Here is a 25920-nt window from a genome sequence, read left to right as displayed (position 1 = left end):
CCCGACACGCGGAGACGAAAAAAACGCCCGGCAGCGCCGGGCGTTTCCGTTTGCAGCGGCATGCGAAGGACGGCCCCGCCGCCCTGCCCGCCTCAGTGCAGGATCTTCGCGAGGAAGTCCTTCGCGCGGTCCGACCGCGGATTCGCGAAGAAGTCTTCCTTGCGGTCGTCCTCGACGATCGCGCCCTTGTCCATGAAGATCACGCGGTGCGCGACCTTCTTCGCGAAGCCCATCTCGTGCGTGACGACCATCATCGTCATCCCTTCCTTCGCGAGTTCGACCATCACGTCGAGCACCTCGTTGATCATCTCGGGATCGAGCGCCGATGTCGGTTCGTCGAACAGCATCGCGATCGGGTCCATCGACAGCGCGCGCGCGATCGCGACCCGCTGCTGCTGGCCGCCCGACAGCTGGCCCGGATACTTGTGCGCGTGCGCCTTCAGGCCGACGCGGTCGAGCAGCTTCATGCCCTTCTCGGCCGCCTCGTCCTTGCCGCGGCCGAGCACCTTGATCTGCGCGAGCGTCAGGTTCTCGGTGATCGACAGGTGCGGGAACAGCTCGAAGTGCTGGAACACCATCCCGACCTTCGAGCGCAGCTTCGACAGGTTCGTCTTCTTGTCGCCGACCGACTGGCCGTTGACGAGGATCTCGCCCTGCTGGAACGGCTCGAGGCCGTTCACGGTCTTGATCAGCGTCGACTTGCCCGAACCCGACGGACCGCAGACGACGACCACCTCGCCTTTCTTGACCTCGGTCGTGCAGTCGGTGAGGACCTGAAACTGGCCGTACCACTTGGAAACGTTCTTGATGGAAATCATCTTGTGACCTTTTTCTGGAGACCTTTGACGAGGGCGGACGCCACCGTGCAAATCACGAAGTAGCATGCACCCGCGAACAGGATCATCTCGACGCTCGTGCCGTCGCGATCGCCGATGTTGGCGGCCGTGCGGAAGAAGTCCGCAAGGCTGATCACGTAGACGAGCGACGTGTCCTGGAACAGCACGATCGCCTGCGTGAGCAGCAGCGGCACCATCGCGCGGAAGGCCTGCGGCAGGATCACGAGGCGCATCGCCTGCGCATAGTTCATGCCGAGCGCGAACGCAGCGTTCACCTGCCCGCGCGGCACCGCCTGGATGCCGGCGCGGATGATCTCGGAATAATACGCGGCCTCGAACAACGAGAACGCGACCATCGCCGACGCGAGCCGGATGTCGATCGTCGGCGACAGCCCGAGCACGCCCTGCAGCAGCTGCGGCACGATCAGGAAGAACCACAGCAGCACCATCACGAGCGGGATCGAGCGGAACACCGTCACGTAGCCCTGCGCGAACCACGCGAGCGGCTTGACGCCCGACAGCCGCATCAGCGCGAGCAGCGTGCCCCAGACGATGCCGACGACGATCGCGAGCGCCGTGATCTGGAACGTGATGATCGCGCCCGTCCAGAGCGTCGGCAGCGCGCCGGGAATGCTACTCCAGTCGAACTGATGCATCACTTGCCTCCGATATAGCCGGGCAGCCGGGACTTGCTTTCGACCCAGCGCATGAACGCCATCACGACGAGGTTGATGACCACGTACGCGAGCGTGACGGCAATGAACGATTCATACGTCTGCGCGGTGTAGTCGACGAGCTGGCGCGCCTGCGCGGACAGGTCGAGCAGGCCGATCGTCGACGCGACCGCGGAATTCTTGAAGATGTTCAGGAATTCCGACGTGAGCGGCGGCACGATGATCCGGTACGCGACCGGCAGCAGCACGTAGCGGTACGTCTGCCACTGCGTGAAGCCCATCGCGAGCCCGGCGGCGCGCTGGCCCCTCGGCAGCGCGTTGATGCCCGAGCGCACCTGCTCGCACACGCGCGCGCCCGTGAACAGGCCGAGACAGACGATCGACGCGGTGAAGAACTGCGTGCCGGGCGGCAACTGCTTGATCCAGGTGCCGATCGACGGCGGCAGCAGTTCCGGCACGACGAGGTACCAGACGAAGAACTGCACGATCAGCGGGATGTTCCGGAAGATCGACACGTAGACCGTGCCGAGCGCCGACAGCCATTTGTTCGGCACGGTGCGCAGCACGCCGAACAGCGAGCCGACGATCAGCGCGATCACCCAGGCGGTGAGCGACACCTTGAGCGTCACCCAGAACCCGGACATCAGCCATCCGAAGTAAGTGGTCGGCTCGCCGGTCGATACGGGGCTCAGGAAGATGCCCCAGTTCCAGTGGTATGACATGGACAAGACTCCTGCAAAAAGAAACGGAAGAAGCGTGGCCTCTTCCGTTTCGTCAGCGTCAACTCTGCTTCAACGGACGCGTGGTCAGTCGAGGGCCTTGTCGTTCGGGTTCGCGTAGAGATTCTTCATCGCATCGGAGAGCGGGAACTTCAGGTTCAGCCCCTTCGGCGGGATCGGGTTTTCAAACCACTTCGAGTAGATCTTCGCGGCCTCTCCCGACTTCTCGACCTGCGCGATCGCGTCGTCGACGACCTTCTTGAACTCCGTGTCGCCCTTGCGCATCATGCAGCCATAGGCTTCCTGCGACTGCGGCGTGCCGACGATCACCCATTCGTCCGGCTTCTTCGCCTTCGCGCGCTCGCCCGCAAGCAGCGCGTCGTCCATCATGAACGCCACCGCGCGGCCCGATTCCAGCGTATTGAACGAATCGCCGTGATCCTTCGCGCTGATGATGTTCATGCCCATCTGCTTGTCGTTGTTCATCTTGCGCAGCAGACGCTCGGACGTCGTGCCCGCCGTCGTCACGACGGTCTTTCCCTTCAGGTCCGCGAAATCCTTGATGCCCGCGCTCTTGTTCGCCATCAGGCGCGTGCCGATCACGAAGATCGTGTCCGAGAACGCGGCCTGCTGCTGGCGTTCGGCATTGTTGGTCGTCGAGCCGCACTCGATGTCGACCGTGCCGTTCTGCACGAGCGGAATGCGGTTCTGCGACGTGACCGGGATGTTCTTCACCTGCAGATTCGGCAGGTTCAGCTTCTTCTTCACCGCGTCGACGACCTTCAGCTGGAAGTCGCGCGAATAGCCGACGACTTGCTGCTTTTCGTCGTAGTAGGAGAACGGGATCGACGATTCGCGGTGTCCCAGCGCGATCACGCCCGTGTCCTTGATTTTCTTCAGCGTGCCGGTCTCCTGCGCATGCGCGCCGCTTGCGAACGCACACAGCGCCGCGGCCATCAGGATTGCCTTGTGGTATTTCATTTTGTTCATCTCCTTGGCTAAAACCCGCGCCAGTGTATCAAAGTAATTTTTCTGAAAGTACTGGTTGTTTTCCGCACTGCGGCGCGCCCCGTGCGAAGCCGTCCTCCCGGCTCCGGGCGCCCGAATGCGCAAGCGGGCGGCACCGGATCCGGTGCCGCCCGCGGGGGGTCATGGTCGCAATCGGGTGGATTGCGCCATGTTCTGATCGAAGTCAGTCGATCAGGGGTACAGGCCGCGCATTTCGCGCGCCATCAGGATCCGCTTGCACGCGACGATGAACGCCGCGGTACGCACCGACACCTTGTGCTCTTCCGCGACCGCCCACACGCCGGCGAACGCTTCGCGCATCACGCGCTCCAGACGGTGGTTGATCTCGTCTTCCGTCCAGAAGAAGCTCGAGAAGTCCTGCACCCACTCGAAGTACGACACGGTCACGCCGCCCGCGTTCGCGATCACGTCCGGGATCACCAGCACGCCGTTCGCGGTCAGGATGTCGTCCGCCGCGGTCGTCGTCGGGCCGTTCGCGCCTTCGACGATGATCTTGGTGCGGATCTTCGCTGCGTTCTTCTCGGTGATCTGGTTTTCCAGCGCCGCCGGGATCAGGATGTCGGTCTCGACCGTCCAGAACTCGTCGTTCGGCATCGGCTCCGAGCCCTCGAAGCCCGCGACGCCGCCCGTGCGGGCCACGTGGTCGAGCAGCTTGTTCGCGTCGAGGCCGGCCGGCTGGTAGATCGTGCCGGTGTGATCCTGCACCGCGATCACCTTCGCGCCCGCTTCCTGGAACAGCTTCGCCGCGATGCCGCCGACGTTGCCGAAGCCCTGCACCGCGATGCGCGCGCCGGCGATTTCGAGACCCTTCTTCTTCGCCGCTTCGGAGCCGACGACGAACACGCCGCGGCCCGTTGCTTCCTTGCGGCCGAGCGAACCGCCGAGCGAGATCGGCTTGCCGGTCACGACGCCGGTGGCCGTCTGGCCCTGGTTCATCGAGTACGTGTCCATCATCCACGCCATCACCTGTTCGTTGGTGTTGACGTCCGGCGCCGGAATGTCGGTGTTCGGGCCGATGATGATGCCGATTTCGCTGGTGTAGCGGCGCGTCACGCGCTCGAGCTCACCACGCGACAGCTTGCGCGGGTCGACGCGGATGCCGCCCTTCGCGCCGCCGTACGGCACGTTCACTGCGGCGTTCTTCACCGACATCCACGCGGACAGCGCCATCACTTCCGACAGCGTCACGTCCTGGTGGTAACGCACGCCGCCCTTGCCCGGGCCGCGCGACACGTTGTGCTGCACGCGATAGCCCTCGAAGTGCGCGACGGTGCCGTTGTCGAGCTCGATCGGCACGTCGACGACCAGGATGCGCTTCGGACGCTTCAGCGTTTCGAGCCAGCGCGACAGCGAACCGAGGTACGGCGCGACGCGATCGACTTGCTGAAGGTAGTTGCCCCACGGGCCGAGATCGTCGGCGTGCAAGTAGGACGGGATGGACTGCTGTTGCGAAGACATGGATTCTCCAACGGTCAACGGATGGCGCACATTGTCGAAAAACCCGTTTCTTTAATCCAATGCCGTTTGCTTATTCGATTATGCGTTTCCTGCATGATCGCGATTTTTCGCAAATACGCGGTCGATTTGCGCAAGAACGGCCGCGATCGGCCCTGCATCCGGTGCGCCGAAAATCGTGTCGGCCGTGCGGGAGTCATATCAGCCCGCCGCCTCGCGCAGCTCGTCGCTCACCACGTCCCACAGCGCCCGCACCAGCTTCTGCCGCGGCTCGTCGCCCTGCAGCGCGAGCTTGTCGCAGTACAGCCGGATCTCCATCGTCAGCGTGAACGGATACGCGCCGCCGCGCACCGCGCGATCGAGCCGGATCAGCCGGCCGCCCGCGACCGCGTCCTCGACCGCGCTGTGCGGCAGGAACGCGATGCCGTGGCCGGCGAGCGCCATCGCCTTCAGCCCTTCCGCCATGTCGGTTTCGTATACGCGGTCGAGGAACAGCGGCGTCGGCGCGTTCGCGATGATCACCTCGGTCATCCGGCCGAGATACGCGTTCGGCGTATACGACAGGTACGGCACGCGCGCATCGGCCGCGCCCGGCAGCGTGTAGCGCGGCCGCCCCGCGCGGCCCGGCGCCGAGAACGGGCTGATCGGCTCGCTGCCGAGCGTCAGCATGTCGTAGCGCGCGGGGTCGAGCGCGACCGGGTGGCTCGGATGGTGATAGCCCATCACGAGATCGCAGCCGCCCTCGACGAGCGACAGCACCGCGTCGTGCACGTTCAGCGCGCGCAGCCGCGTGTGAACCGGCCCCATCTTCGCCTCGATGCGCTGCAGCCAGCGCGGGAAATAGGTGAGCGACAGCGTATGCGGCACCGCGAACTCGATCGTCGGCACCGGCGCGCCGACGTGGCCGCGCAACAGTGTCCTCGCCTCGTGGGCCTGCGACAGCATCGTCAGCGCCTGCTCGTAGAAGATCTGGCCGGCCTGCGTGAGGCGGGTCGGATAGACCGAACGATCGATCAGTTCGGTCGCGAGCCACGCCTCGAGCGCCTGGATGCGGCGCGAGAACGCCGGCTGCGACACATGCCGCAGTTCGGCGGACCGGCTAAAGCTGCGCGTCTCCGCGAGCGAGACGAAGTCTTCGAGCCATTTCAGTTCCATGCGGGCGGCCGCGGCGGGCGGCGATCAGGAAGAAGCCTGCATTCTACCGGCGCGCCGGGGCCGGTGCGGCGCCGGCGGGGCCGCCCGCCCGGCATGCACGCCCTCATGCCGTGCGCCGCGCATCACGCGCGTCGTGCATTGCCGCACCAGCGCCGCGCCGGACGCACGCGCGCGGTGCCGGCGCCACGCCCGCGCCGGCGGCCGGAGATTCCCGCCGCCCGTTGCCGCAGCGGGCCGCACGCCTCGCCCGGCAAAACTTGCCGATGGTTGGCACGAACATTGCGGCACGGATGCCCGGACCGCCCCGTCCGGCGTTTCGTCCGTCCGACCTCGCCTGGCCTTGCGGCCGGCAACCCGAAGAGGCCCCACCGATGAAGAACCTGCGCACTTCCCTGCTGAGCGGCAACTGGCGTTCGCTGCTCGCGTGCTTCCTGTATTTCGACACCGGATTCACCGTCTGGGTGCTATATGGCCCGCTCGCTCCGTTCATCGGCAAGGACATCCCGATGTCCGCCGCGCAGCAGGGCTTTCTCGTCGCGGTGCCGGTGCTCGCCGCCGCGATCCTGCGCGTCACGCTCGGCAACCTGTACCAGTCCGCGAACGGCCGGCGCGTCGCGCTGATGGGCGTGCTGCTGTCCGCGCTGCCCGCGGTCGTGCTGCCGTGCGTGCCCGGCACGCCGTCGTATGCGCTGCTGCTCGTGCTCGGCGTGTTCCTCGGGATCGGCGGCGCGAGCTTCGCGGTCGCGCTGCCGATGGCAGGCAGCAGCTATCCGCCGAAGGTGCAGGGCCTCGTGCTCGGCCTGGCCGCGGCCGGCAACATCGGCGCGGTGCTCGACGGCTTCATGTTCCCGCACATCGCGGCCGCCCTCGGCTGGCAGTTCTCGACCGCCGCCGCGCTGCCGCTGCTCGCGATCGCCGGCTTCGCGCTGTTCGCGTGGGCCGACGACCGCGGCGAGAAATCGGGCAGCGCGCCGCGCGCGCTCGGCGCGTTCGCGGTCACGCTCGCCGGCCTCGTCGCGCTCGTGCTCGCGGTGCACGGCGGGCTGTTCGGCGCCGGCAAGGCCGGCGTGCTGCTGCTGCCTGCGATGGGCGCGCTGCTCGCGATCGCGGTGCTGCCCGCGCGCTACCGCGCGGTGCTCGCCGAGCGCGACACGTGGGTCATCATGCTGATCTACAGCATCACGTTCGGCGGCTTCGTCGGCATGTCGTCGTACGTGACGCTGCTGCTCACGACGCTCTACCAGATGCCGAAGATCGAGGCCGGCCTGTTCATGTCGCTGCTCGCGTTCCTCGGTGCGATCGTGCGGCCGATCGGCGGGCATCTCGCCGACCGCGTCACCGGCGTGCGCGCGCTGACCGTGCTGCTCGCCGCGATCGCCGCCGCCGACCTCGCGTTCGCCGCGTGGATGCCGCCGGTCACGGGCGGCATCGCGCTCCTGATCTGCCTGTACATCGCGTTCGGGCTCGGCAACGGCGCGACGTTCCAGCTGGTGCCGCACCGCTGGCCGGGCAAGACGGGCCTGCTGTCGGGCATCGTCGGCGCGGCGGGGGGGATCGGCGGCTTCTACCTGCCGGTCGTGATGGGCATCGCGAAGGAAAGCACCGGCAGCTACCAGCTTGGGTTCGCGACGTTCGGCGTGCTCGCCGCGTGCGCGTGCGGCGCGCTCGTGCTGCTGCGCGCGCCGTGGCTGCGCTGGGCGTCGCCGGCCGGCGTTGCCGCGCCCGCGAACGCGGTGCCGGTCGCGCTGGGCGGCACGGCGAGCGTGGCCGAATAGCGCGCGGCGCAGGCCGGCGGCGGCGCGTACGCTGCCGGCGGAACGCCCGCGCGCACCCGCCGGACAGCCGGGCCGGGCGGCGCTCGCCGCGCGGTTGGGGGGCCGCCCCGCGCCGATGGTAAAATTGCGGATTCTCCTCCCCCTCGTTCGACCCGGCCCCAAGGCCCGCCCGATCATGTCCGACACTCGTCCCGATACGCTTTTCGCCCTCACCGCGCTCTCGCCCATCGACGGCCGCTACGCCAGCAAGACCGAAGCGCTGCGCGACTGGCTCTCCGAAGCCGCCTTCATGCGCCACCGCGTCACCGTCGAGGTGCACTGGCTGATCGCGCTGTCGCGCGCCGGCTTCGCGGAAGTCCCGCGCTTCTCCGACGCCGCCGAACAGTTCCTGCTGCAGCTCGTCGAGCGCTTCACCGCGCACGACGCGGCGCGCATCAAGGACATCGAGCGCGTGACGAACCACGACGTGAAGGCCGTCGAATACTGGCTGAAGGAATCGGTGAAGGGCCAGGCCGAACTCGAGAAGGCAAGCGAATTCATCCACTTCGCGTGCACGTCCGAGGACATCAACAACACGTCGCACGGCATGATGCTCGCCGGCGCGCGCGAGCACGTGATCCTGCCGGCGCTGCGCACGGTCCACCAGCGCCTCGTCGCGCTCGCGCACGCGCTCGCCGACCAGCCGATGCTGTCGCGCACGCACGGCCAGCCGGCCAGCCCGACGACGCTCGGCAAGGAGCTCGCGAACGTCGCCGCGCGCCTCGCGCGCGCAATCGCCCGCATCGAGAAGGTCGAGATCCTCGGCAAGATGAACGGCGCGGTCGGCAACTTCAACGCGCACCTGTCCGCGTATCCGGAATTTGACTGGGAAGCGTTCTCGCGCGACGTGATCGAGAACCGCCTGAAGCTCACGTTCAACCCGTACACGATCCAGATCGAGCCGCACGACTACATGGCCGAGCTGTTCGACGCGGTCGCGCGCGCGAACACGATCCTGCTCGACCTCGACCGCGACGTGTGGGGCTACATCTCGGTCGGCTACTTCAAGCAGAAGACGAAGGCCGGCGAAATCGGCTCGTCGACGATGCCGCACAAGGTCAACCCGATCGACTTCGAGAACTCGGAAGGCAACCTCGGCCTCGCGAACGCAACGCTGCGCCACCTCGCCGACAAGCTGCCGGTGTCGCGCTGGCAGCGCGACCTCACCGACTCGACGGTGCTGCGCAACATGGGCGTCGCGCTCGGCTACTCGCTGCTCGCGTACGACTCGCTGATCCGCGGCCTCGACAAGCTCGAAGTGAATCCGCAGCGCCTGAACGAAGACCTCGACAACTGCTGGGAAGTGCTCGCCGAGCCGGTGCAGACGGTGATGCGCCGCTACGGCATCGAGAACCCGTACGAGCAGCTGAAGGAACTGACGCGCGGCAAGGGCATCACGCGCGAAGCGCTGCAGCAGTTCGTCGGCACGCTCGCGATCCCGCAGGACGCGAAGGATCGCCTGCTCGCGATGACGCCCGCGTCGTACATCGGCAAGGCCGTCGAACTCGCGAAGCGGATCGCGTAACACCGCGCCGCGCCAAGGAAAAACGCCCGATGCATCGCGCATCGGGCGTTTTCGTTTGTGCGGCCTGCGATCCGCGTTGCACGATCAGAACGAGATCATCTTCCCCGGATTCAGCGCCGTCATCACGCTCATCGCGGCCTTCGCCGCCGGAATCGCGATCGGCGACAGCTGGCGGCCAAGCGGAATCGCGCGGTGATCGATGCCGGTCAGCATCGAGAAATCGTCGTTGCGGCCGACGAAGTCGTCGCAGATCGCCTTGCCGATCCGCACCGTCTGCGCGACCCCGTGGCCGCTCCAGCCCTGCACCATGTACATCGGCACGCGGCCGTCGGTCTTGCGGCTGTCCGTCGCGCCGTTCAGCGTGAAATCGCTGACGCCGCTCCAGCAGTAATCCAGCGCGAAGCGGCCGTCATATTGCGGGAACACCGTGTTCAGCCGGGTCAGCAGGTACGCGTTGACGTCCGGCTGCGCCCAGCAGGTGCCGGTGCCCTGCCCGCCGAACAGCAGGCGATTGCCGCGCACCGGCCGGTAGTAGTCGATCTGGAACTGCGTGTCGTACACGGGCATGCCGGCCGGCATCAGCGTCGCGACGTCGACGTCGAGCGGCGCCGTCACGCTCACGTACGTGAAGAACGGCACGGTCGTCGCACCACCGTCGTCGAGCAGCCGGAAGGTTGCGTTGTGCAGCGCGAGCACGACGCCCTTGCGCGCGGTGATCGTCCCGCCCGCGGTGGTCGCGACGACGCCGTCCGGCGTCTCGTCGAGCTCGAGCACCTCGGTGCCCTCGTACAGCTCGCCGCCGTTCCTGCGGAAACCGTGGACGAGGCCGCGCACCAGCGCGAGCGGGTGGACCTGGCCGCCCAGCGCGTCGATCGCCGCGCCGTAGTACAGCGCCGAGCGCACGTATTCGTCCTGCAACTGATGCTTGCCGGCCAGCGTCACGCTTGCGTCGCCGAGGCTGCGGCGCGCATCCGCGCCGTCGAGCAGCGCGCTCATGTGGCCGGGATGGACCGCCGCCGTGACGTGGCCGCGCTTGCGGTCGAGGTCGAGCGCGTAGCGCGCGCCGATCGCGTCGATCAGGTCCATCGACTCGGCCGAAGCGAAACGCCACAGGCGCTTCGCGTCGTCGTGCGACAGCTGCTCGATCATGTCGCCCGCTTCCCAGCGCGCGAGGCCCGGGGTCAGCTGGCCGCCGTTGCGGCCCGAAGCGGCCGATCCGATGTGATGCTTGTCGACGAGAATCGTATCGACGCCCGCCTCGGCAAGGTGCAGCGCCGCGGACGCGCCGAGCAGGCCGCCGCCGATCACCAGCACGTCGCACACGGCGTCGCGCGCGAGCGGCGCGCTGTTGCGCCACGGCGTCAGCGACGCCTCGTACCAGTTGGCCGGGCGCTCGCCGTCGTAACGGGCCGGGTCGCACCAGTTCCAGTTGTCCTTCTCGATGTTCAGTTGCGTTTGTTCAAAGCGCGATTCGTCCTGAATCAGGGGTTGGTTCGAAGTCATGTTTGCACTTGCATGGTCTTGGGCCGCCTGTCGAAGAGCCGTTCGGGCTTCGCGGGTGGGGCAGCCGGTTCCACATGGGTGTCAACGAGAAAAGGGGCGCAATGGCCCGTGTTGACGGCGGACACGCTCGTGTCGCCTGAATCCCGGACTGTGCGAAAGCACGTATTGAAAGGTGCCGGGACACCCAATTTCTACACCGCAGAAATAATTCTACAGTGTAGAATATGCTTTCGTCAAGCATATGGCTCGGTGCACATCCTGGCGCGCACCGGCCGATCTCCCGCACCGATGAAGGACAAACCCGCCCAAGGCCCGCGCGGCCTCGACAAGGACGCGATCGTCGCGGCCGCGCTGACGCTGCTCGAAGACGTCGGCGAAGCGGCATTCAGCGTGCGCAAGCTCGCGCAGACGGTCGGCTGCGATCCGATGAGCGTGCTCTATCACTTCAAGTCGAAGGAAGGGCTGAGCCGGGCGATCGCGAATGCGCTGTCGCGCTCGCTGACGCCAACCGACGACAGCCTGCCGTGGCGCGACCGGCTGCGCGACCTCGCGCGCCAGTACCGCGGGCTCGCGCTGCGCTATCCGGCCGCGTTCGGCCTGCTGCAGCGTCACGTCAGCACCGGGCCCGCCGATCTCGCGCACATCGAGGCCGTGCACCGCGCACTGGCCGACGCCGGCATCCCGCGCGCGGCGCGGCCGTGCGTGTGCGTCGGCTGGTATGCGAGCGTGATCGGGCTCGCCGCGGCCGAAGCCGGCGGCCTGACGCGGCCGGCCAACGACGTCGAGCTCGCGGAAATCGACGCGCTGTCCGACGCCGGCCACCCGCTCGTGAAATCCGCCGTGCCGCTCTACGCGCGCCTCGACCCGGCCGTCGTGCACGACACGATGCTCGACGTGCTGCTCGACGGCATCGCACACCACGCCCAATCACCGGCCGCAGAATGAGCAAGGGCGCCCCGAGGGGCGCCCTTGCCTGTCCGATTGCCGCGAACCGCGCTCAGTGCTGCTGCGCGACGCCGATCGTCCGGATCACGTGATCGACGATCTGTTCGGGCGTCAGCTCGATGCTGACCTCGATCGCTTCGTCCGGGCCCGGCTCCTCGAGCGTGTCGAGCTGGCTCTGCAGCAGCGACGGATCGAAGAAATGGCCGGTGCGGCTCTTCAGGCGCTCGTGCAGCACGTCGAACGAGCCCTTCAGGTACACGAACCGCACATCGGCGTCGTTGCCGCGCAGCACGTCGCGGTACGAACGCTTCAGCGACGAGCAGGTGAAGACGGCCGTCTCGCCCGCGCGCTGCTTGTCCTCGATGGCCGCACGGATCGTCTGCAGCCACGGCCAGCGGTCGTCGTCGGTCAACGGAATGCCCTGGTGCATCTTTTCCTTGTTGGCGGCGCTGTGAAACGCGTCGCCGTCGGTATAGCTGCACGACAGGCGTTCCGCCAGCATCTCGCCGATTCGCGACTTGCCCGCGCCCGACACGCCCATTGCGATCAGAATCATTGACTACCCCTTGTTACAGAAACGCGCTCAGCACCAGCGTAAACGTGAGGCCGAGCACCGAGATGATCGTTTCGAGCAGCGTCCACGTCTTGAACGTCTGACCGACCGTCATCCCGAAATACTCCTTGATCAGCCAGAAGCCGCCGTCGTTGACGTGCGAGAAGATCAGCGAACCCGATCCCGTCGCCAGCACCAGCAGTTCCGGACGAACCGTCACGCCCGACGCGGCCGCGATCGGCGCGACGATGCCGCAGGCGGTCGTCATCGCGACCGTCGCCGAACCCGTGGCCAGACGAATCAGCGCCGCGACGAACCAGCCGAGCAGCAGCGGCGACAGGTGCGCCTGCGTCGCGGTTGCGACGATCTGCTGCGAAATCCCGCTGTCACGCAGGATACCCCCAAAGCCGCCGCCCGCGCCGACGATCAGCGTAATCCCCGCGATCGGCGCCAGGCACTCGCCGCAGAACTTCTGGATCTGCTCGCGGTTGAAGCCCTGCAGCCGGCCGAACGTGAAGAAGCTCACGAGCACCGCGATCAGCAGCGCGACGTCCGAGTTGCCGGCGAAACGCAGCAGGTTGTTCGGCAGCGTCTTCGGTGCGAACACGAGGTCGGCCCAGCTGCCGACCAGCATCAGGATCACCGGCAGCAGGATCGTGAACAGCGTGATGCCGAAGCTCGGCAGCTCGCGCTTCTTGCCTTCGACGTGCGATTCGACGAATTGCGCGGCGAGCGGGTTGCTTTCCGGCAGCTTCACGAACTTCGAGATCGTCAGCGCGAACAGCGGACCGGCGACGATCGCGGTCGGCACGCCGACGATCAGGCCGAACGCGATCGTCTTGCCGATGTCGGCGCCGTATTGCTGAACCGCGAGCAGCGCGGCCGGGTGCGGCGGAATCAGGCCGTGCACGACCGACAGGCCGGCGACCATCGGCAGGCCGACGACCAGCAGCGACTTGCCGGTGCGCTTCGCGACGTTGAACGCGATCGGGATCAGCAGCACGAAGCCGACTTCGAAGAACACCGGCAGGCCGACGATGATCGCGACGAACATCATCGCCCAGTGGATGTTCTTTTCCCCGAACCAGTCGATCAGCGTGGTCGCGATCCGTTCCGCGCCGCCCGATTCGGCCATCATCTTGCCGAGCATCGTGCCGAGGCCGACGACGATCGCGATGTGGCCGAGCGTGCCGCCGGTACCCGCCTCGAACGACTTGACGATCTTGTCCATCGGCATGCCGACGACCAGACCGAGGCCGAGCGACACGATGATGAGGACCAGGAACGGATAGATCTTGAACCGCGCGATCATCACGATCAGCGCAACGATCGCGATCACGGTGAAAATGAGCAGCGTGCTGCCCTGGACAGCGCCCATGTGGACTCCTCCTTGCGATTTATTCGAACCGGGCCGCCTCACGCGATGCGCAAGGCTGCTTGCGAGTATGCCCGGCTATGCAGGTCTCCGAAATGGCAGGGTGCCACCCCGCCGTCAGGACGCTGAATTTTACTTATCTTTAACGTCGAGCGATAGAACCGGTTCCATCAGCAAAAACCCTCGGCAAAACAAACACTAAGCGCTGTTCGACCGAGGGTTGAATTGCCATTTCGTACAAGTTCAGCGGGAGAGCTGGCTGGCGGCTTGCGCGAGGCGCGTGACTTCCGCCCAGTCCTGCGCGGCGAGCGCCGCCTTCGGGGTCAGCCATGAGCCGCCGACGCACACGACGTTCGGCAGCTTGAGGAAATTCGGCGCGGTGTCGACCGTGATGCCGCCCGTCGGGCAGAACTTCAGCGCGGGGAACGGTCCTTGGAACGCCTGCAGCATCGGCACGCCGCCCGCCTGCTGGGCCGGGAAGAACTTGACGATCTCGTAGCCGAATTCGAGCGCCTGGATGATGTCGCTGGGCGTCATCACGCCCGGCAGCAGCGGCAGGCCCGCATCGAGCGCGGCGAGGTGCAGGTCCTTCGTCAGGCCCGGCGACACGCCGAACTGCGCGCCGGCCTTCTTCGCCTGCGCGCAATGCTCGGGCTTCGTGATCGTGCCGACGCCGACGACGATGTCGTCCGCGAGCTGGCTCGCGCGTTCGATCGCTTCCAGGCCCGCCGCGGTGCGCAGCGTGATCTCGAGCACCTTCACGCCGCCCGCGTGCAGCGCACGCGACACATTTTCGCCCTGCTCGACCGAGTCGAATGCGAGCACCGGAATCACCGGGCCCAGCTTCACGATTTCGCCAATCGTCTTCATCGATACCTCTCCTTGAATCTCGAAGTTACGCGGTGACGCGGGCGGCCGCTTCGCCGACCAGCGCCCCGAAAACCGATGCGCCCTGCTCCGCCGGCGCGGCCGCCGCACGGAACACGCCGAACAGCTCGCGCCCGAAGCCCGCCTCGTTGTCCGCCTGGTGCAGCGGCTGCGCGACCGGACGCGCTTGCCATTCGGCGTCGTCGACGTCGATGTCGAGCACGCCCGCCTCCGCGTCGATCACGAGCGTGTCGCCCGTCTTCACCTTGCCGAGCGGGCCGCTCAGCAGCGCTTCCGGCGACACGTGGATCACCGCCGGCACCTTGCCCGACGCGCCGGACATGCGGCCGTCGGTGACGAGCGCGACGTGGAAGCCCTGATCCTGCAGCACGCCGAGCAGCGGCGTCAAACGGTGCAGCTCGGGCATCCCGTTCGCGCGCGCGCCCTGGAAGCGCACCACCGCGACGAAGTTGCGCTTCAGCTCGCCGCGATCGAACGCTTCCTGCACGGCTTCCTGCGAATCGAACACGATCGCGCTCGCCTTCACCTTGCGGTGCTCCGGCGCGACCGCCGAAATCTTGATCACGCCGCGGCCGAGGCGGCCCTGCATCAGGCGCAGCCCGCCGTCCGGCTGGAACGGCTCGCGAATGCCGCGCAGCACCTTGGTGTCGTGGCTCTCGGCCGCGCCGTCGACCCACGTCAGCTTGCCGTCGATCAGCTTCGGCTCCTTCGTGTAGTGCGACAGCCCCTTGCCGGCGACGGTCGTCACGTCCTCGTGCAGCAGCCCGCCTTCGAGCAGGTTGCGCACCAGGAACGCGATGCCGCCCGCCGCGTGGAAATGGTTCACATCGGCCTTGCCGTTCGGGTAGATCTTCGCGAGCAGCGGCACCGCGCCCGACAGCTCGTCGAAGTCGTCCCAGTCGATCAGGATGCCGGCCGCGCGCGCGATCGCGACGAGGTGCAGCGTGTGGTTGGTCGAGCCGCCCGTCGCGAGCAGCGCGACGATGCCGTTGACGATCGCCTTCTCGTCGATCACGTGGCCGATCGGCGTGTAGTGGCCGCGCTCGACGGTCAGGTCGAGCACGCGGCGCGCGGCCTCGGCGGTCAGCGCGTCGCGCAGCGGCGTGTGCGGATGGACGAACGCCGAGCCCGGCAGGTGCAGGCCCATCAGCTCCATCAGCATCTGGTTGCTGTTCGCGGTGCCGTAGAACGTGCAGGTGCCGTGGCCGTGGTACGCGGCCGATTCGGCCTCGAGCAGCGCGTCGCGGCCGACCTGGCCGGTCGCGAACTGCTGGCGGATCTTCGCCTTGTCGTCGTTGGACAGGCCGCTCGTCATCGGGCCGGCCGGCACGAAGATCGTCGGCAGGTGGCCGAACTGCAGCGCGCCGATCAGGAGGCCCGGCACGATCTTGTCGCAGATGCCGAGGCACAGCGCCGCGTCGAACATGTTGTGCGTGAGCGCGATCGCCGTGCCCATCGCGATCGCCTCGCGCGAGAACAGCGACAGCTCCATCCCCGGGTTGCCCTGCGTGACCCCGTCGCACATCGCCGGCACGCCGCCCGCGAACTGCGCGACGCCGCCGTTCGCGCGCGCGGCCGCCTTGATGATGTCCGGGAAATCCTTGTACGGCGCGTGCGCGGACAGCATCTCGTTGTACGAGGACACGATGCCGATGTTCGGTTGCTTGATCGCCTTGATTTCGAACTTGTCGTTGCCTTCGAGGCCCGCGAAACCATGCGCGAGGTTCGCGCACGACAGCGCGCCGCGTGCGGGGAACCGGCCCTGCGCGCCGTCGATGCGCTTCAGGTAAGCGGAACGGGTCGACTGGCTGCGCGCGATCACGCGTTCGGTGACTTTCGCCAGGGTGGGATGCAGCGAGGTCATGCTGGGCGCTCCTGTATGCCGGCCGACACCGGCGGTTGGAATCGTGGGGACGGTCGAATGCAACGACTGAACGCAGCCAGTCTAGTAGAAAAACTACACGCATGCAATGCAGGCAGACAGCCCCGAAACCCGCACCCCCGCTACAAATAAGGCTTTACCTAGTGAAAACCCTAATCCAACCTCTCGCCATTGCCGCTAAACGGATCAATTCAAGCTAGTATTTTCTTGTAGATTTTCTACAATTCGATTGCGATACACTCGCTCATCCGAACCCGATTTCCACCTGCCGTCCCATGCTGCCCCGCATCGAAGCGATCCGCCCCGAACTGCGCCCGTCCGAGCGCAAGCTCGCCGACTACATCCTCGCCGCGCCGCGCGAGGTGCTCGACCTCGCGATGACCGAACTGTCCGCGCGCGCCGGCGTCAGCCAGCCGACGATCGCGCGCTTCTGCCAGGCGCTCGGCTGCAGCGGCTTTCGCGAATTCAAGATCCGGCTCGCGCAGAGCATCGCGCCGGGCGTGTCGTCGGTCTACCGCGACGTCGAGCCCGACGAGCCCGCGCCGGGCATCATCGGCAAGGTGTTCGACCGCACGATCGGCGCGCTGATCGAGGTGCGCAACAGCCTGTCGGCAGGCAGCGTCGCCGACGCGATCGCGCTGCTGTCGAACGCGTCGCGGATCGAGTTCTACGGCGCGGGCGGCTCGGGCATCGCCGCGCAGGACATCCAGCACAAGTTCTTCCGGCTCGGTGTGCCGAGCGTCGCGTATTCCGATCCGCACACGTTCTCGATGTCGTCGGCGCTGCTCGGCCCGCAGGACGTCGTCGTCGCGATCTCGAACACCGGCCGCACCCGCGACATCATCGAGGCCGCGCGCGCGGCGCTCGCGTGCGGCGCGAAAGTCGTCGCGATCACGCAAAGCCACTCGCCGCTTGCGAAGCTCGCGACGGTGAGCCTCGCGTCGAACGTCGCGGAGGAAACCGACGTGTTCTCGCCGATGACGTCGCGGATGTCGCATCTCGCGATCGGCGACATCCTCGCGGTCGGCGTCGCGCTGTCGCGCGGCCCCGCGCTGATGGAACGGGTCGGCCGCGCGAAGGAAGCGATCACGCGCCGCCGGATCGACGCGAACGCGAAGGAATAGCGGCATCTGCACGCGGCGTGCGTGCGCGCACAACGAAAAACGGCGCCCCGCAGGGCGCCGTCGTGCATGCGCGGGTGGCGCGCGACCGGATCAGAACGGCTTGATGACCGCGAGCGCGACCGCCACGAGCATCCCGAGCACCGGCAGCTCGTTGAACACGCGATACCACCGGTCAGAGCGGCGGTTCTCGCCGCGCTCGAACACCTTCAGCAGGTGGCCGCAATACGCGTGATAGACGATCAGCAGCAGCACGACCGTGACCTTCGCGTGCACCCAGCCCTGCCCCTGGCCGATGCCGACCACGAGCCACAGCCACATGCCGCACGCGAGCGCCGGCACCGCGATGAGCGTCATGAAGCGGAACAGCTTGCGCGCCATCACGAGCAGCCGCCGAATCGCGGCGGGATCGGTTTCCATCGCGAGGTTCACGTAGATGCGCGGCAGGTAGAACAGCCCCGCGAACCACGATGCGATCAGTACGATATGGAACGTCTTGACCCAGAGCATTGCCATCGGTTGCGCGCCTCGCGTTACTGACGTCCTTCGCCGTGCCCGAGCACGACGTACTTCAGCGACGTCAGCCCCTCGAGACCGACCGGGCCGCGTGCGTGCAGCTTGTCGTTCGAGATGCCGATCTCCGCGCCGAGGCCGAATTCGAAGCCGTCGGCGAAGCGCGTCGACGCGTTGACCATCACGCTCGCCGAATCGACTTCGCGCAGGAAGCGCATCGCGCGGTCGTGATCCTCGGTGACGATCGCATCCGTGTGGTGCGAGCCGTAATGGTTGATGTGTTCGATCGCGGCGTCGAGGCCGTCGACGATCTTGATCGCGAGCACCGGCGCGAGGTATTCGGTGTGCCAGTCTTCCTCGGTCGCGTCGACGAGCGGGCCGACGCCGGCGTCGGCGAGCACCGCGCGCGCGGCCGCGTCGACGCGCAGTTCGACGTTCTTCTCGCGATACAGGCGACCGAGCGGCGGCAGCACCACCGGCGCGATGCCGCTCGCGACGAGCAGCGTCTCCATCGTGTTGCACGTGCCGTAGCGGTGCGTCTTCGCGTTGTCGCAGACGGTGAGCGCCTTGCTCAGGTCCGCGCGATCGTCGACGTAGACGTGGCAGATGCCGTCGAGGTGCTTGATCATTGGCACGCGCGCCTCGTTGATCAGGCGCTCGATCAGGCTCTTGCCGCCGCGCGGCACGATCACGTCGACGTATTCGGTCATCGTGATCAGCTTGCCGACCGCCGCGCGATCGGCGGTTTCGACGACCTGCACCGCGTCCTGCGGCAGGCCCGCCGAGGCGAGCCCTTCGCCGATCAGCTTCGCGAGCGCGGCATTCGATTCGAGCGCCTCGGAGCCGCCGCGCAGGATCGTCGCGTTGCCGGACTTCAGGCACAGCGCCGCCGCGTCGATCGTCACGTTCGGGCGGGATTCGTAGATGATGCCGATCACGCCGAGCGGCACGCGCATCTGGCCGACCTGGATGCCGCTCGGGCGGAACTTGAGATTGCCGATCTCGCCGATCGGATCGGCGAGCGACGCGACCTGGCGCAGGCCTTCGACCATCGTCTTCAGCGCCTTGTCGGACAGCGTCAGGCGATCGATGAACGCCGCATCGTGCCCCTTGTCGCGGGCCCGCGCGACGTCGCGCGCGTTCGCGTCCTTCAGCGCCTGCGCTTCGCGCTCGATCGCGCGGGCGACCGCATCGAGCGCCGCGTTCTTCGCCGCCGTGCTCGCGCGCGCCATCGCGCGGGAAGCCTGCCGGGCGCGGCGACCCAGGTCCGTCATGTACTGATCGATATCCATCGTGTGACTCGAAAAGCGGGCCGCGCAACGCGGCATGAATTCGTCGGGAAAGGCGCGACGCGGCGGCATCGGCCGCGCCGGCTGTCGAAGCAATTGTAAGCGGGTTGCGGACGGCGCGCTGAGGCCTAGCGCCGCATGCGGCCCGCGGTCGGCGGTCGCTCGCCTTGCGTGCCCGCGACCGTCATCGCGAGCTGGAACAGGCCGTCCCACGGATCGGGCGGCGGTTCGTCCTGCACGCGCCGGCCCGGCGTCACCGCGGACAGGCCCTTGACCTGCCGGTCGAGCCGCGCGGCGAACGCCAGCGCCTTCTCGAGCGCGGCTTCGGTCACACGGCCGAGCGCGGGGCCGACCAGCCGCTCGCGCGGCCCCCATACGCGGTTCTCGCGCAGCAGCGTCGCGAGCGGCTTGCCGGCCGTCACGCCGCGCTTGATCCGCAGCAGCGTGCGCAGCTCCTCGACGACCGCCCACATCACGAGCACGATCGCCTCGCCCTCGCCCTTCAGGCCATCGATCATCCGCGCGAGCCGCGCGGCGTCGCCGGCGAGCATCGCCTCGTTCAGCTTGAAGACGTCGTAGCGCGCGACGTTCAGCACCGCGTCGTGCACCTGCTCGAACGACAGCGCGCCCTGCGGATACAGCAGGCCGAGCTTCTGGATTTCCTGGTGCGCGGCGAGCAGGTTGCCCTCGACGCGCTCCGCGATGAACTGCAGCGCGCGCCGGCCGTCCTCGCCAGCCGCGACGCGCTGGCCCTGCATCGCGAGTCGCTGGCCGATCCAGTTCGGCAGCTGCGCGCGGTCGACCGGATCGATCTTCAGCGCGACGCCGCCGTTCAGGAGCGCGGTGAACCACGCGGATTTCTGCGTTGCCGCGTCGAGGCGCGGCAACGTGACGAGCACCAGCGCGTCCGGATTGTTCGCGGCGGCGAGCGCCTTCAGCGCGTCGGCGCCTTCCTTGCCCGGCTTGCCCGACGGAATGCGCAGCTCGATCAGCTGGCGCTCGCCGAACAGCGACATCGCCTGGGTCGCGCCGAGCAGCAGGCTCCAGTCGAAGCCGCGCTCGACCGTGTGCACCGAGCGCTCGGTGAAACCGGCCGCGCGCGCGGCCGCGCGAATCCGGTCGCACGCTTCCTGCGCGAGCAGCGGCTCGTCGCCAAACACGGTGTAGAGCCCGGCCAGCCCCTTCGCGAGGTGCGGCTCCAGCGCGTCAAGTCGCAGTTGCATTGGTTCGTGCGTCCGCGTTTTACAGCGGCGGCGGCGGCAGCGGCGCGCGCGGCGCGACGCCCGGCACCACGTCTTCCGGCGCCGGATTCAGCGAATGCACGATCGCGAGACGGCGCATCAGCTGGTCGACCGCGTCCCGCTGCATGTCGCCGAAGAGAATCTCGGCTTCCTGCGTCTTCGCGTTCGTGTACTGGTCGCTGTACGTCATCGCGCGGTTCAGCGCGATCACGCTCGGCGGAATCAGCACCGTGCCGTCCTTGCTCGTCAGCGTATAGCTCAGCGAGTAGTTGAGCGCATACTCCGCGACCGCGCCGTACTGGTTCAGCGTCAGCGTGCTTTGTCCGCGCGATTCCGACATGCGCAGCACCGCGTCCGCGTCGTCCGGCACCTTGACGACCTTCGTGTCGCTGCCGGCCTCGACGAGGCGCGTGAGCCGCGCGCCGACAGAAGCCGGCGCGCCGGCGATCAGCAGGTGCTTGAACGCGTAGTCCTGCTGGCCCCGCAACTGGAAACCGCATGCCGACAGCATGACCGCGCTGCCGACGAGCATCAAAAACGATCTGCGGATCACCTTCGCTCCTTCAGAATTCGCCGAGGGCCTGCCGGCCCTCAGACGACGATGTTCACGAGGCGGCCCGGCACGACGACGATCTTCTTCGCCGGCTTGCCCTCGCCGAACTTCGCGAACGCCTCGTCGGCGAGCGCCGCGGCCTCGATGGCCTCGCGGCTCGCGTCCTTCGCGACCTTCAGCGCGCCGCGCACCTTGCCGTTCACCTGCAGCACGAGCTCGATCTCGGCCTGCTCGAGCGCAGCCTCGTCGACCCTCGGCCACGGCGCGTCGAGCAGCGGGCCGAATTCGTCCGCATAGCCGAGCGTCTTCCACAGCTCGAACGTGATGTGCGGCACGACCGGGTACAGCACGCGCAGCAGCACGCCGTACACTTCGCGCTGCACGGCGGGCGTCGCGCCCTTCGCGCCGTCGATCGCGTTGAGCATCTTCATCGTGGCCGACACGACCGTGTTGTACTGCAGGCGCTGATAGTCGAAATCGGCCTGCTTCAGCACGCCGTAGATCTCGCGGCGCAGCGCCTTGTCGGCATCGCCGAGCTTGGCCGCGTCGAACGCCGCGCGCTCCGCGAGCGCTTCGCGGTTCGCGGCGCCGAAGCTCCATACGCGGCGCAGGAAGCGGCTCGCGCCCTCGACGCCCGCGCCCGACCACTCGAGCTGCTGCTCCGGCGGCGCGGCGAACATCGTGAACAGGCGCGCGGTGTCCGCGCCGTACTGGTCGATCAGCACCTGCGGATCGACGCCGTTGTTCTTCGACTTCGACATCTTCTCGATGCCGCCGAGCACGACCGGCTGGCCGTCGGCGTTCAGCGTCGCGCCGACCGGGCGGCCCTTCTCGTCGAACGAGACGGTCACATCGGCCGGGTTGTACCAGGTCTTCTTGCCCGACGCGTCTTCGCGATAGAACGTCTCGTTCAGCACCATGCCCTGCGTCAGCAGGTTCTTCGCCGGCTCGCCGAACTTCACGAGGCCGAGGTCGCGCATCACCTTGGTCCAGAAGCGCGAGTACAGCAGGTGCAGGATCGCGTGCTCGATGCCGCCGATGTACTGGTCCATCGGCATCCAGTAGTCGGTGCGCGCGTCGACCATCGTGTCGGCGTCCGGCGCCGTGTAGCGCGAGAAGTACCACGACGAATCGACGAAGGTGTCCATCGTGTCGGTCTCGCGCTTCGCGGCCGCGCCGCACTTCGGGCACGCGCAGTTCAGGAACGCTTCCGACTTCGCGAGCGGGTTGCCCGAGCCGTCCGGCACGAGGTCTTCCGGCAGCACGACCGGCAGGTCCTGCTCCGGCACCGGCACGTCGCCGCACGACGGGCAGTGGATGATCGGGATCGGCGTGCCCCAGTAGCGCTGGCGCGAGACGCCCCAGTCGCGCAGGCGCCACGTGACCTGCTTGTCGCCGAAGCCGCCGGCCTTCAGGTCGGCCGCGATCGCGTCGACCGCCGCGCCGTACGCGAGGCCGTCGTACTTGCCGCTGTTGACGCAGGCCGCGACTTCCTTGTCGCCGTACCACTCCTGCCACGCGTCGAGCGAGTACGTCTGGCCCTCGGCCGCGATCACCTGCTTGATCGGCAGGTCGTATTTCTTCGCGAACGCAAAGTCGCGCTCGTCGTGCGCGGGCACGCCCATCACCGCGCCTTCGCCGTAGCTCATCAGCACGTAGTTGCCGATCCACACCTCGACCGGCTCGCCCGTCAGCGGATGCGTGACCGTGAAGCCGGTCGCGACGCCCTTCTTCTCCATCGTCGCCATGTCGACCTCGGCAACGCCGCCGCGCTTGCATTCATCGATGAACGCCTGCAGTTCCGGCTTGCCCTGCGCGAGACGCGTCGCGAGCGGGTGTTCGGCCGCGATCGCGCAGAACGTCACGCCCATGATCGTGTCGGCGCGGGTCGTGAACACGCGCAGCAGCTTCTGCTCGCCGTCGAGTTCGTACGGGAAGCCGAAGTTCACGCCGAAGCTCTTGCCGATCCAGTTCTGCTGCATGATCTTCACGCGCTCCGGCCAGCCGAGGCCGTCGAGATCGTTCAGCAGCTCATCCGCGTACTGCGTGATGCGCAGGTAGTACATCGGGATCTCGCGCTTCTCGACGAGCGCGCCCGAGCGCCAGCCGCGCCCGTCGATCACCTGCTCGTTCGCGAGCACGGTCTGGTCGACCGGGTCCCAGTTCACGGTGCCCGTCTTCTTGTACGCGATGCCCTTCTCGAGCATCTTCAGGAACAGCCACTGGTTCCACTTGTAGTAATCGGGCTTGCAGGTCGCGATCTCGCGCGACCAGTCGATCGCGAGGCCCATCGACTGCATCTGGCCCTTCATGTAGTCGATGTTGTCGTAGGTCCACTTCGCGGGCGGCACGCCGTTCGCCATCGCCGCGTTCTCGGCCGGCATCCCGAACGCGTCCCAACCCATCGGCATCAGCGTGTTGTAGCCGTTCATCCGCAGATAACGGTACATCACGTCGTTGATCGTGTAGTTGCGCACGTGACCCATGTGCAGCTTGCCGGACGGGTACGGCAGCATCGACACGCAGTAGAACTTCGGCTTCTGCGTGTCTTCCTTCGTCTTGTAGGCATCGGCTGCGCGCCAGTCGCCTTGGGCGGCGGCTTCGACGTCGGCGGGTACGTATCTGTCGTGCATGGTGTGGTTCGGACTAGGCTTTAAGCGGCGTGACGGACACGCGCGGGAGTGGATCGAAATTCGTGCTTGCCCGGGTTACCTGGAGAATATCTGCCAACCGGGGAAAAACGACGATTATACCGTCCGCGCCGGCCCGTACGGCCGGTCTCGCGGGTCACGGCCCGTTCGCGCCGCCGGCGCGGCGGGCCCCGGCCCGCTCAGCGGTTCGTCGGCGCGGCAGGGGGCACGACAGGCGACGCGGCGGAACCGCCGCGCTGCGCCGGCAGGTCGGTCACGAAACCGATCCGCGCGAGGCCCGCGGCCTGCGCCGCGCCCATCACCTGCGCGATCACGTCGTAGCGCGTCGCGCGCGACGCGCGCAGCCGCAGCTCGGGCGGCGAGCCGCCCGCGGCGGCGGCTCGGAACCGCGCCGGCAGCGCGTCCAGCGCGACCGGCGCGTCTTCCCAGTAGAGCTTGCCCGCGTCGTCGATCGATAGCGTGACGGCCTGCGGCGTGTCGCGCGCGGCTTCGGCCGCGACCTTCGGCAGATCGAGCCGGATCGCATGCGTCATCAGCGGCGCGGTCACGATGAAGATGACGAGCAGCACGAGCATCACGTCGATCAGCGGGGTCATGTTGATCTCCGCCATCGGCGCGGACGTCTTGTGGTGCTCCAGCCCGCCGAATGCCATGGTTGCCCCTTTTTCGGAGAGCGCGCGTCAGGCGTCGCTCGCGCACACGAACACGTGCAGGTCGCGCGCGAAGCCGTCGAGCTCCTCGGCGAGCTGGCGCACGAGCCGCCCGAGGATGTTGTACGCGAGCACGGCCGGGATCGCGACGACCAGCCCGAACGCGGTCATGATCAGCGCCTCGCCGACCGGCCCCGCGACGTTCTCGATCTGCGCCTGCCCGCTCGCGGCGATGCTGCCGAGCGCGTGATAAATGCCCCAGACGGTGCCGAGCAGCCCGACGAACGGCGCGGTGCTGCCGATCGACGCGAGCAGCACCTGGCCGAATTCCAGCCGCCGCTGCGAATGCAGCATCGCGTGGCGCAGCGCGCGCAGCACCCGTTCGCTGCGTTCGACATGCGCGGCCAGCGCGGCAGGATCGTGGTCGCGGGCCGCATCGCGCGCGGCTTCGGCGAGCGGCACGAACACGCGCTCGCGATCGGCGCCGGCAAGCGCCGCGATGCCCGCCTCGAGCGTCGGCGCGCGCCAGAACGCGGCAACCGCGCCCGGCCCCTGCCACTTCGCACGGACCAGCAGCCAGGCTTTCACGACGAGGAAGCACCAGCTGGCGACGGACATCGCCGCCAGCACGTAGGCGACGGCGTGCGTGACCGCATCGCCGCTTTCGAGGTAGTGGATAACGCCGGTGGGAATCGCCATCGGAGTTTCCGGCGCGCGTCAGCGCAGGCCGAGCACGTCCTGCATCTCGTACAGGCCGGCGCCGCGCGCCGCCAGGAAGCGCACCGCGCGCAGCGCGCCCTGCGCGTACGACACGCGGCTCGACGACTTGTGGGTGATCTCGATCCGCTCGCCGATCCCGGCGAACAGCACGGTGTGATCGCCGACGATGTCGCCGCCGCGGATCGCCGAGAAGCCGATCGTCGACGGATCGCGCTCGCCCGTCACGCCGTGGCGGCCGTACACCGCGCAGTCGTCGAGAGAACGACCGAGCGCGCCGGCGACCGCTTCGCCCATCATCAGCGCGGTGCCCGACGGCGCATCGACCTTGTGACGGTGATGGGCCTCGATGATCTCGATGTCGTAGCCGTGCGAGAAGTGCTTCGCGGCGAATTCGAGCAGCTTCATCGTGACGTTCACGCCGACGCTCATGTTCGCGGAGAACACGATGCCGATCTTCTCCGACGCGGCGCGCAGCGCCGCCTTCTGCTCGTCGGTGAAGCCGGTCGTGCCGATCACGAGCTTCACGTCGTGGCGCAGCGCGGCCTCGACGTGCGCGATCGTGCCTTCCGGACGCGTGAAATCGATCAGGTAGTCGGCCTGCGCGAACACGGCGTCGAGGTCGTCGGTCAGACGAATGCCGGTTTCCCGGCCGAGGAACGCGCCCGCGTCCTGGCCGAGATGCGGCGAGCCGGCGCGGTCGAGCGCGCCGACGAGCTGCGCGTCGGAATCGTTAAGAACGGTTTCGATCAGCATCCGGCCCATGCGGCCCGACGCCCCGGCAATCGCAATCTTCATGGCTTTCTACCCGAAAGGGTCAAGAGCGGGCGGC

General features: G+C 67.6%; 23 protein-coding genes. 4 read left to right on the top strand and 19 right to left on the bottom strand.

Annotated elements, in window-relative coordinates:
* Window positions 1–92: 92 nt before the first annotated feature.
* The 6 genes from B7P44_RS03410 to B7P44_RS03385 all read right to left on the bottom strand — a co-directional run bounded on the left by B7P44_RS03410 (window position 93) and on the right by B7P44_RS03385 (window position 5868).
* Window positions 93–818, bottom strand: coding sequence for an amino acid ABC transporter ATP-binding protein (locus B7P44_RS03410; protein WP_084900678.1), 726 nt, complete (start codon window positions 816–818; stop codon window positions 93–95).
* The gene (gltK, locus tag B7P44_RS03405) at window positions 815–1492 is read right to left on the bottom strand and encodes a glutamate/aspartate ABC transporter permease GltK (RefSeq protein ID WP_084900676.1); all 678 of its coding nucleotides are present in this window, start codon (window positions 1490–1492) and stop codon (window positions 815–817) included. Before gltK ends, B7P44_RS03410 begins: the two co-directional genes overlap by 4 nt.
* A complete protein-coding gene (locus tag B7P44_RS03400; RefSeq protein ID WP_084900673.1) occupies window positions 1492–2232 on the bottom strand; it encodes an amino acid ABC transporter permease in 741 nt (246 codons plus the stop codon). Before B7P44_RS03400 ends, gltK begins: the two co-directional genes overlap by 1 nt.
* Before the next feature lie 84 nt (window positions 2233–2316).
* The gene (locus B7P44_RS03395; RefSeq protein ID WP_084906364.1) at window positions 2317–3210 is read right to left on the bottom strand and encodes a glutamate/aspartate ABC transporter substrate-binding protein; all 894 of its coding nucleotides are present in this window, start codon (window positions 3208–3210) and stop codon (window positions 2317–2319) included.
* A 219-nt stretch (window positions 3211–3429) separates the two neighbouring features.
* On the bottom strand, window positions 3430–4716 hold the full coding sequence (locus tag B7P44_RS03390) for a Glu/Leu/Phe/Val family dehydrogenase (RefSeq protein ID WP_084900671.1): 1287 nt from the start codon (window positions 4714–4716) through the stop codon (window positions 3430–3432).
* A gap of 198 nt (window positions 4717–4914) precedes the next feature.
* Entirely contained in the window at window positions 4915–5868 is a 954-nt protein-coding gene (locus B7P44_RS03385; RefSeq protein ID WP_084900669.1) for a LysR substrate-binding domain-containing protein, read from the bottom strand.
* A 371-nt stretch (window positions 5869–6239) separates the two neighbouring features.
* Here B7P44_RS03385 and B7P44_RS03380 point away from each other — a divergent pair, with 371 nt between their 5' ends.
* Both B7P44_RS03380 and purB read left to right on the top strand, forming a co-directional pair.
* Window positions 6240–7643 carry an MFS transporter gene (locus B7P44_RS03380; RefSeq protein ID WP_084900667.1) on the top strand — a complete coding sequence of 468 codons (1404 nt, stop codon included), beginning with the start codon at window positions 6240–6242 and terminating at the stop codon, window positions 7641–7643.
* Between the two features lie 175 nt (window positions 7644–7818).
* The gene (gene purB / locus B7P44_RS03375; protein ID WP_084900664.1) at window positions 7819–9207 is read left to right on the top strand and encodes an adenylosuccinate lyase; all 1389 of its coding nucleotides are present in this window, start codon (window positions 7819–7821) and stop codon (window positions 9205–9207) included.
* 84 nt (window positions 9208–9291) lie between these two features.
* On the opposite strand, the gene B7P44_RS03370 is transcribed toward purB, so the two are convergent.
* Window positions 9292–10710, bottom strand: a complete 1419-nt coding sequence (locus B7P44_RS03370; RefSeq protein ID WP_084900663.1) for an NAD(P)/FAD-dependent oxidoreductase — start codon at window positions 10708–10710, stop codon at window positions 9292–9294.
* A gap of 288 nt (window positions 10711–10998) precedes the next feature.
* Between B7P44_RS03370 and B7P44_RS03365 the strand changes: the two genes are divergently transcribed.
* A complete protein-coding gene (locus B7P44_RS03365; RefSeq protein ID WP_084900659.1) occupies window positions 10999–11655 on the top strand; it encodes a TetR/AcrR family transcriptional regulator in 657 nt (218 codons plus the stop codon).
* A 52-nt stretch (window positions 11656–11707) separates the two neighbouring features.
* Here the strand turns inward: B7P44_RS03365 and B7P44_RS03360 are convergent, their stop codons facing one another.
* From B7P44_RS03360 to edd, 4 genes are all read right to left on the bottom strand, one after another.
* On the bottom strand, window positions 11708–12211 hold the full coding sequence (locus B7P44_RS03360) for a gluconokinase (protein WP_084900656.1): 504 nt from the start codon (window positions 12209–12211) through the stop codon (window positions 11708–11710).
* Window positions 12212–12224: 13 nt separating this feature from the next.
* Entirely contained in the window at window positions 12225–13586 is a 1362-nt protein-coding gene (locus B7P44_RS03355; protein WP_084900655.1) for a GntP family permease, read from the bottom strand.
* A gap of 240 nt (window positions 13587–13826) precedes the next feature.
* Window positions 13827–14453: a bifunctional 4-hydroxy-2-oxoglutarate aldolase/2-dehydro-3-deoxy-phosphogluconate aldolase gene (gene eda, locus B7P44_RS03345; RefSeq protein WP_084900652.1), complete on the bottom strand. Its 627-nt coding sequence runs from the start codon at window positions 14451–14453 to the stop codon at window positions 13827–13829.
* A 25-nt stretch (window positions 14454–14478) separates the two neighbouring features.
* Complete coding sequence (gene edd / locus B7P44_RS03340) at window positions 14479–16335, bottom strand: phosphogluconate dehydratase (RefSeq protein ID WP_084900650.1); 1857 nt, start codon at window positions 16333–16335, stop codon at window positions 14479–14481.
* Window positions 16336–16628: 293 nt separating this feature from the next.
* On the opposite strand from edd, the gene B7P44_RS03335 reads away from it, so the two are divergent.
* Window positions 16629–17477, top strand: a complete 849-nt coding sequence (locus B7P44_RS03335; protein ID WP_084900647.1) for a MurR/RpiR family transcriptional regulator — start codon at window positions 16629–16631, stop codon at window positions 17475–17477.
* Between the two features lie 90 nt (window positions 17478–17567).
* On the opposite strand, the gene B7P44_RS03330 is transcribed toward B7P44_RS03335, so the two are convergent.
* The 8 genes from B7P44_RS03330 to dapB all read right to left on the bottom strand — a co-directional run bounded on the left by B7P44_RS03330 (window position 17568) and on the right by dapB (window position 25886).
* The gene (locus B7P44_RS03330; RefSeq protein ID WP_084900645.1) at window positions 17568–17990 is read right to left on the bottom strand and encodes a CopD family protein; all 423 of its coding nucleotides are present in this window, start codon (window positions 17988–17990) and stop codon (window positions 17568–17570) included.
* 17 nt (window positions 17991–18007) lie between these two features.
* Window positions 18008–19279, bottom strand: a complete 1272-nt coding sequence (locus B7P44_RS03325) for a glutamate-5-semialdehyde dehydrogenase (RefSeq protein ID WP_084900643.1) — start codon at window positions 19277–19279, stop codon at window positions 18008–18010.
* 125 nt (window positions 19280–19404) lie between these two features.
* Entirely contained in the window at window positions 19405–20499 is a 1095-nt protein-coding gene (gene holA, locus B7P44_RS03320; protein ID WP_084900640.1) for a DNA polymerase III subunit delta, read from the bottom strand.
* A gap of 19 nt (window positions 20500–20518) precedes the next feature.
* Window positions 20519–21070 (bottom strand): LPS-assembly lipoprotein LptE, encoded by a 552-nt coding sequence (locus B7P44_RS03315; protein WP_084900637.1) that lies wholly within the window; start codon window positions 21068–21070, stop codon window positions 20519–20521.
* A 38-nt stretch (window positions 21071–21108) separates the two neighbouring features.
* Window positions 21109–23703, bottom strand: coding sequence for a leucine--tRNA ligase (gene leuS / locus B7P44_RS03310; RefSeq protein WP_084900636.1), 2595 nt, complete (start codon window positions 23701–23703; stop codon window positions 21109–21111).
* Window positions 23704–23900: 197 nt separating this feature from the next.
* On the bottom strand, window positions 23901–24374 hold the full coding sequence (locus tag B7P44_RS03305) for an ExbD/TolR family protein (protein WP_084900632.1): 474 nt from the start codon (window positions 24372–24374) through the stop codon (window positions 23901–23903).
* 27 nt (window positions 24375–24401) lie between these two features.
* On the bottom strand, window positions 24402–25070 hold the full coding sequence (locus tag B7P44_RS03300; protein ID WP_084900629.1) for a MotA/TolQ/ExbB proton channel family protein: 669 nt from the start codon (window positions 25068–25070) through the stop codon (window positions 24402–24404).
* A gap of 18 nt (window positions 25071–25088) precedes the next feature.
* Window positions 25089–25886: a 4-hydroxy-tetrahydrodipicolinate reductase gene (gene dapB, locus B7P44_RS03295; protein WP_084900627.1), complete on the bottom strand. Its 798-nt coding sequence runs from the start codon at window positions 25884–25886 to the stop codon at window positions 25089–25091.
* Between the last annotated feature and the right edge of the window lie 34 nt (window positions 25887–25920).

This window comes from Burkholderia ubonensis subsp. mesacidophila, assembly GCF_002097715.1.
GTDB classification, from domain to species: domain Bacteria; phylum Pseudomonadota; class Gammaproteobacteria; order Burkholderiales; family Burkholderiaceae; genus Burkholderia; species Burkholderia mesacidophila.
This window is presented reverse-complemented; position numbering and strand designations above follow the sequence as displayed.

What these genes read in the sequence shown, in the direction of transcription:
- B7P44_RS03410 (WP_084900678.1), bottom strand. Translation starts at nt 818, where the DNA reads ATGATTTCCATCAAGAACGTTTCCAAGTGGTACGGCCAGTTTCAGGTC.
- gltK (WP_084900676.1), bottom strand. Translation starts at nt 1,492, where the DNA reads ATGCATCAGTTCGACTGGAGTAGCATTCCCGGCGCGCTGCCGACGCTC.
- B7P44_RS03400 (WP_084900673.1), bottom strand. Translation starts at nt 2,232, where the DNA reads ATGTCATACCACTGGAACTGGGGCATCTTCCTGAGCCCCGTATCGACC.
- B7P44_RS03395 (WP_084906364.1), bottom strand. Translation starts at nt 3,210, where the DNA reads ATGAAATACCACAAGGCAATCCTGATGGCCGCGGCGCTGTGTGCGTTC.
- B7P44_RS03390 (WP_084900671.1), bottom strand. Translation starts at nt 4,716, where the DNA reads ATGTCTTCGCAACAGCAGTCCATCCCGTCCTACTTGCACGCCGACGAT.
- B7P44_RS03385 (WP_084900669.1), bottom strand. Translation starts at nt 5,868, where the DNA reads ATGGAACTGAAATGGCTCGAAGACTTCGTCTCGCTCGCGGAGACGCGC.
- B7P44_RS03380 (WP_084900667.1), top strand. Translation starts at nt 6,240, where the DNA reads ATGAAGAACCTGCGCACTTCCCTGCTGAGCGGCAACTGGCGTTCGCTG.
- purB (WP_084900664.1), top strand. Translation starts at nt 7,819, where the DNA reads ATGTCCGACACTCGTCCCGATACGCTTTTCGCCCTCACCGCGCTCTCG.
- B7P44_RS03370 (WP_084900663.1), bottom strand. Translation starts at nt 10,710, where the DNA reads ATGACTTCGAACCAACCCCTGATTCAGGACGAATCGCGCTTTGAACAA.
- B7P44_RS03365 (WP_084900659.1), top strand. Translation starts at nt 10,999, where the DNA reads ATGAAGGACAAACCCGCCCAAGGCCCGCGCGGCCTCGACAAGGACGCG.
- B7P44_RS03360 (WP_084900656.1), bottom strand. Translation starts at nt 12,211, where the DNA reads ATGATTCTGATCGCAATGGGCGTGTCGGGCGCGGGCAAGTCGCGAATC.
- B7P44_RS03355 (WP_084900655.1), bottom strand. Translation starts at nt 13,586, where the DNA reads ATGGGCGCTGTCCAGGGCAGCACGCTGCTCATTTTCACCGTGATCGCG.
- eda (WP_084900652.1), bottom strand. Translation starts at nt 14,453, where the DNA reads ATGAAGACGATTGGCGAAATCGTGAAGCTGGGCCCGGTGATTCCGGTG.
- edd (WP_084900650.1), bottom strand. Translation starts at nt 16,335, where the DNA reads ATGACCTCGCTGCATCCCACCCTGGCGAAAGTCACCGAACGCGTGATC.
- B7P44_RS03335 (WP_084900647.1), top strand. Translation starts at nt 16,629, where the DNA reads ATGCTGCCCCGCATCGAAGCGATCCGCCCCGAACTGCGCCCGTCCGAG.
- B7P44_RS03330 (WP_084900645.1), bottom strand. Translation starts at nt 17,990, where the DNA reads ATGGCAATGCTCTGGGTCAAGACGTTCCATATCGTACTGATCGCATCG.
- B7P44_RS03325 (WP_084900643.1), bottom strand. Translation starts at nt 19,279, where the DNA reads ATGGATATCGATCAGTACATGACGGACCTGGGTCGCCGCGCCCGGCAG.
- holA (WP_084900640.1), bottom strand. Translation starts at nt 20,499, where the DNA reads ATGCAACTGCGACTTGACGCGCTGGAGCCGCACCTCGCGAAGGGGCTG.
- leuS (WP_084900636.1), bottom strand. Translation starts at nt 23,703, where the DNA reads ATGCACGACAGATACGTACCCGCCGACGTCGAAGCCGCCGCCCAAGGC.
- B7P44_RS03305 (WP_084900632.1), bottom strand. Translation starts at nt 24,374, where the DNA reads ATGGCATTCGGCGGGCTGGAGCACCACAAGACGTCCGCGCCGATGGCG.
- B7P44_RS03300 (WP_084900629.1), bottom strand. Translation starts at nt 25,070, where the DNA reads ATGGCGATTCCCACCGGCGTTATCCACTACCTCGAAAGCGGCGATGCG.
- dapB (WP_084900627.1), bottom strand. Translation starts at nt 25,886, where the DNA reads ATGAAGATTGCGATTGCCGGGGCGTCGGGCCGCATGGGCCGGATGCTG.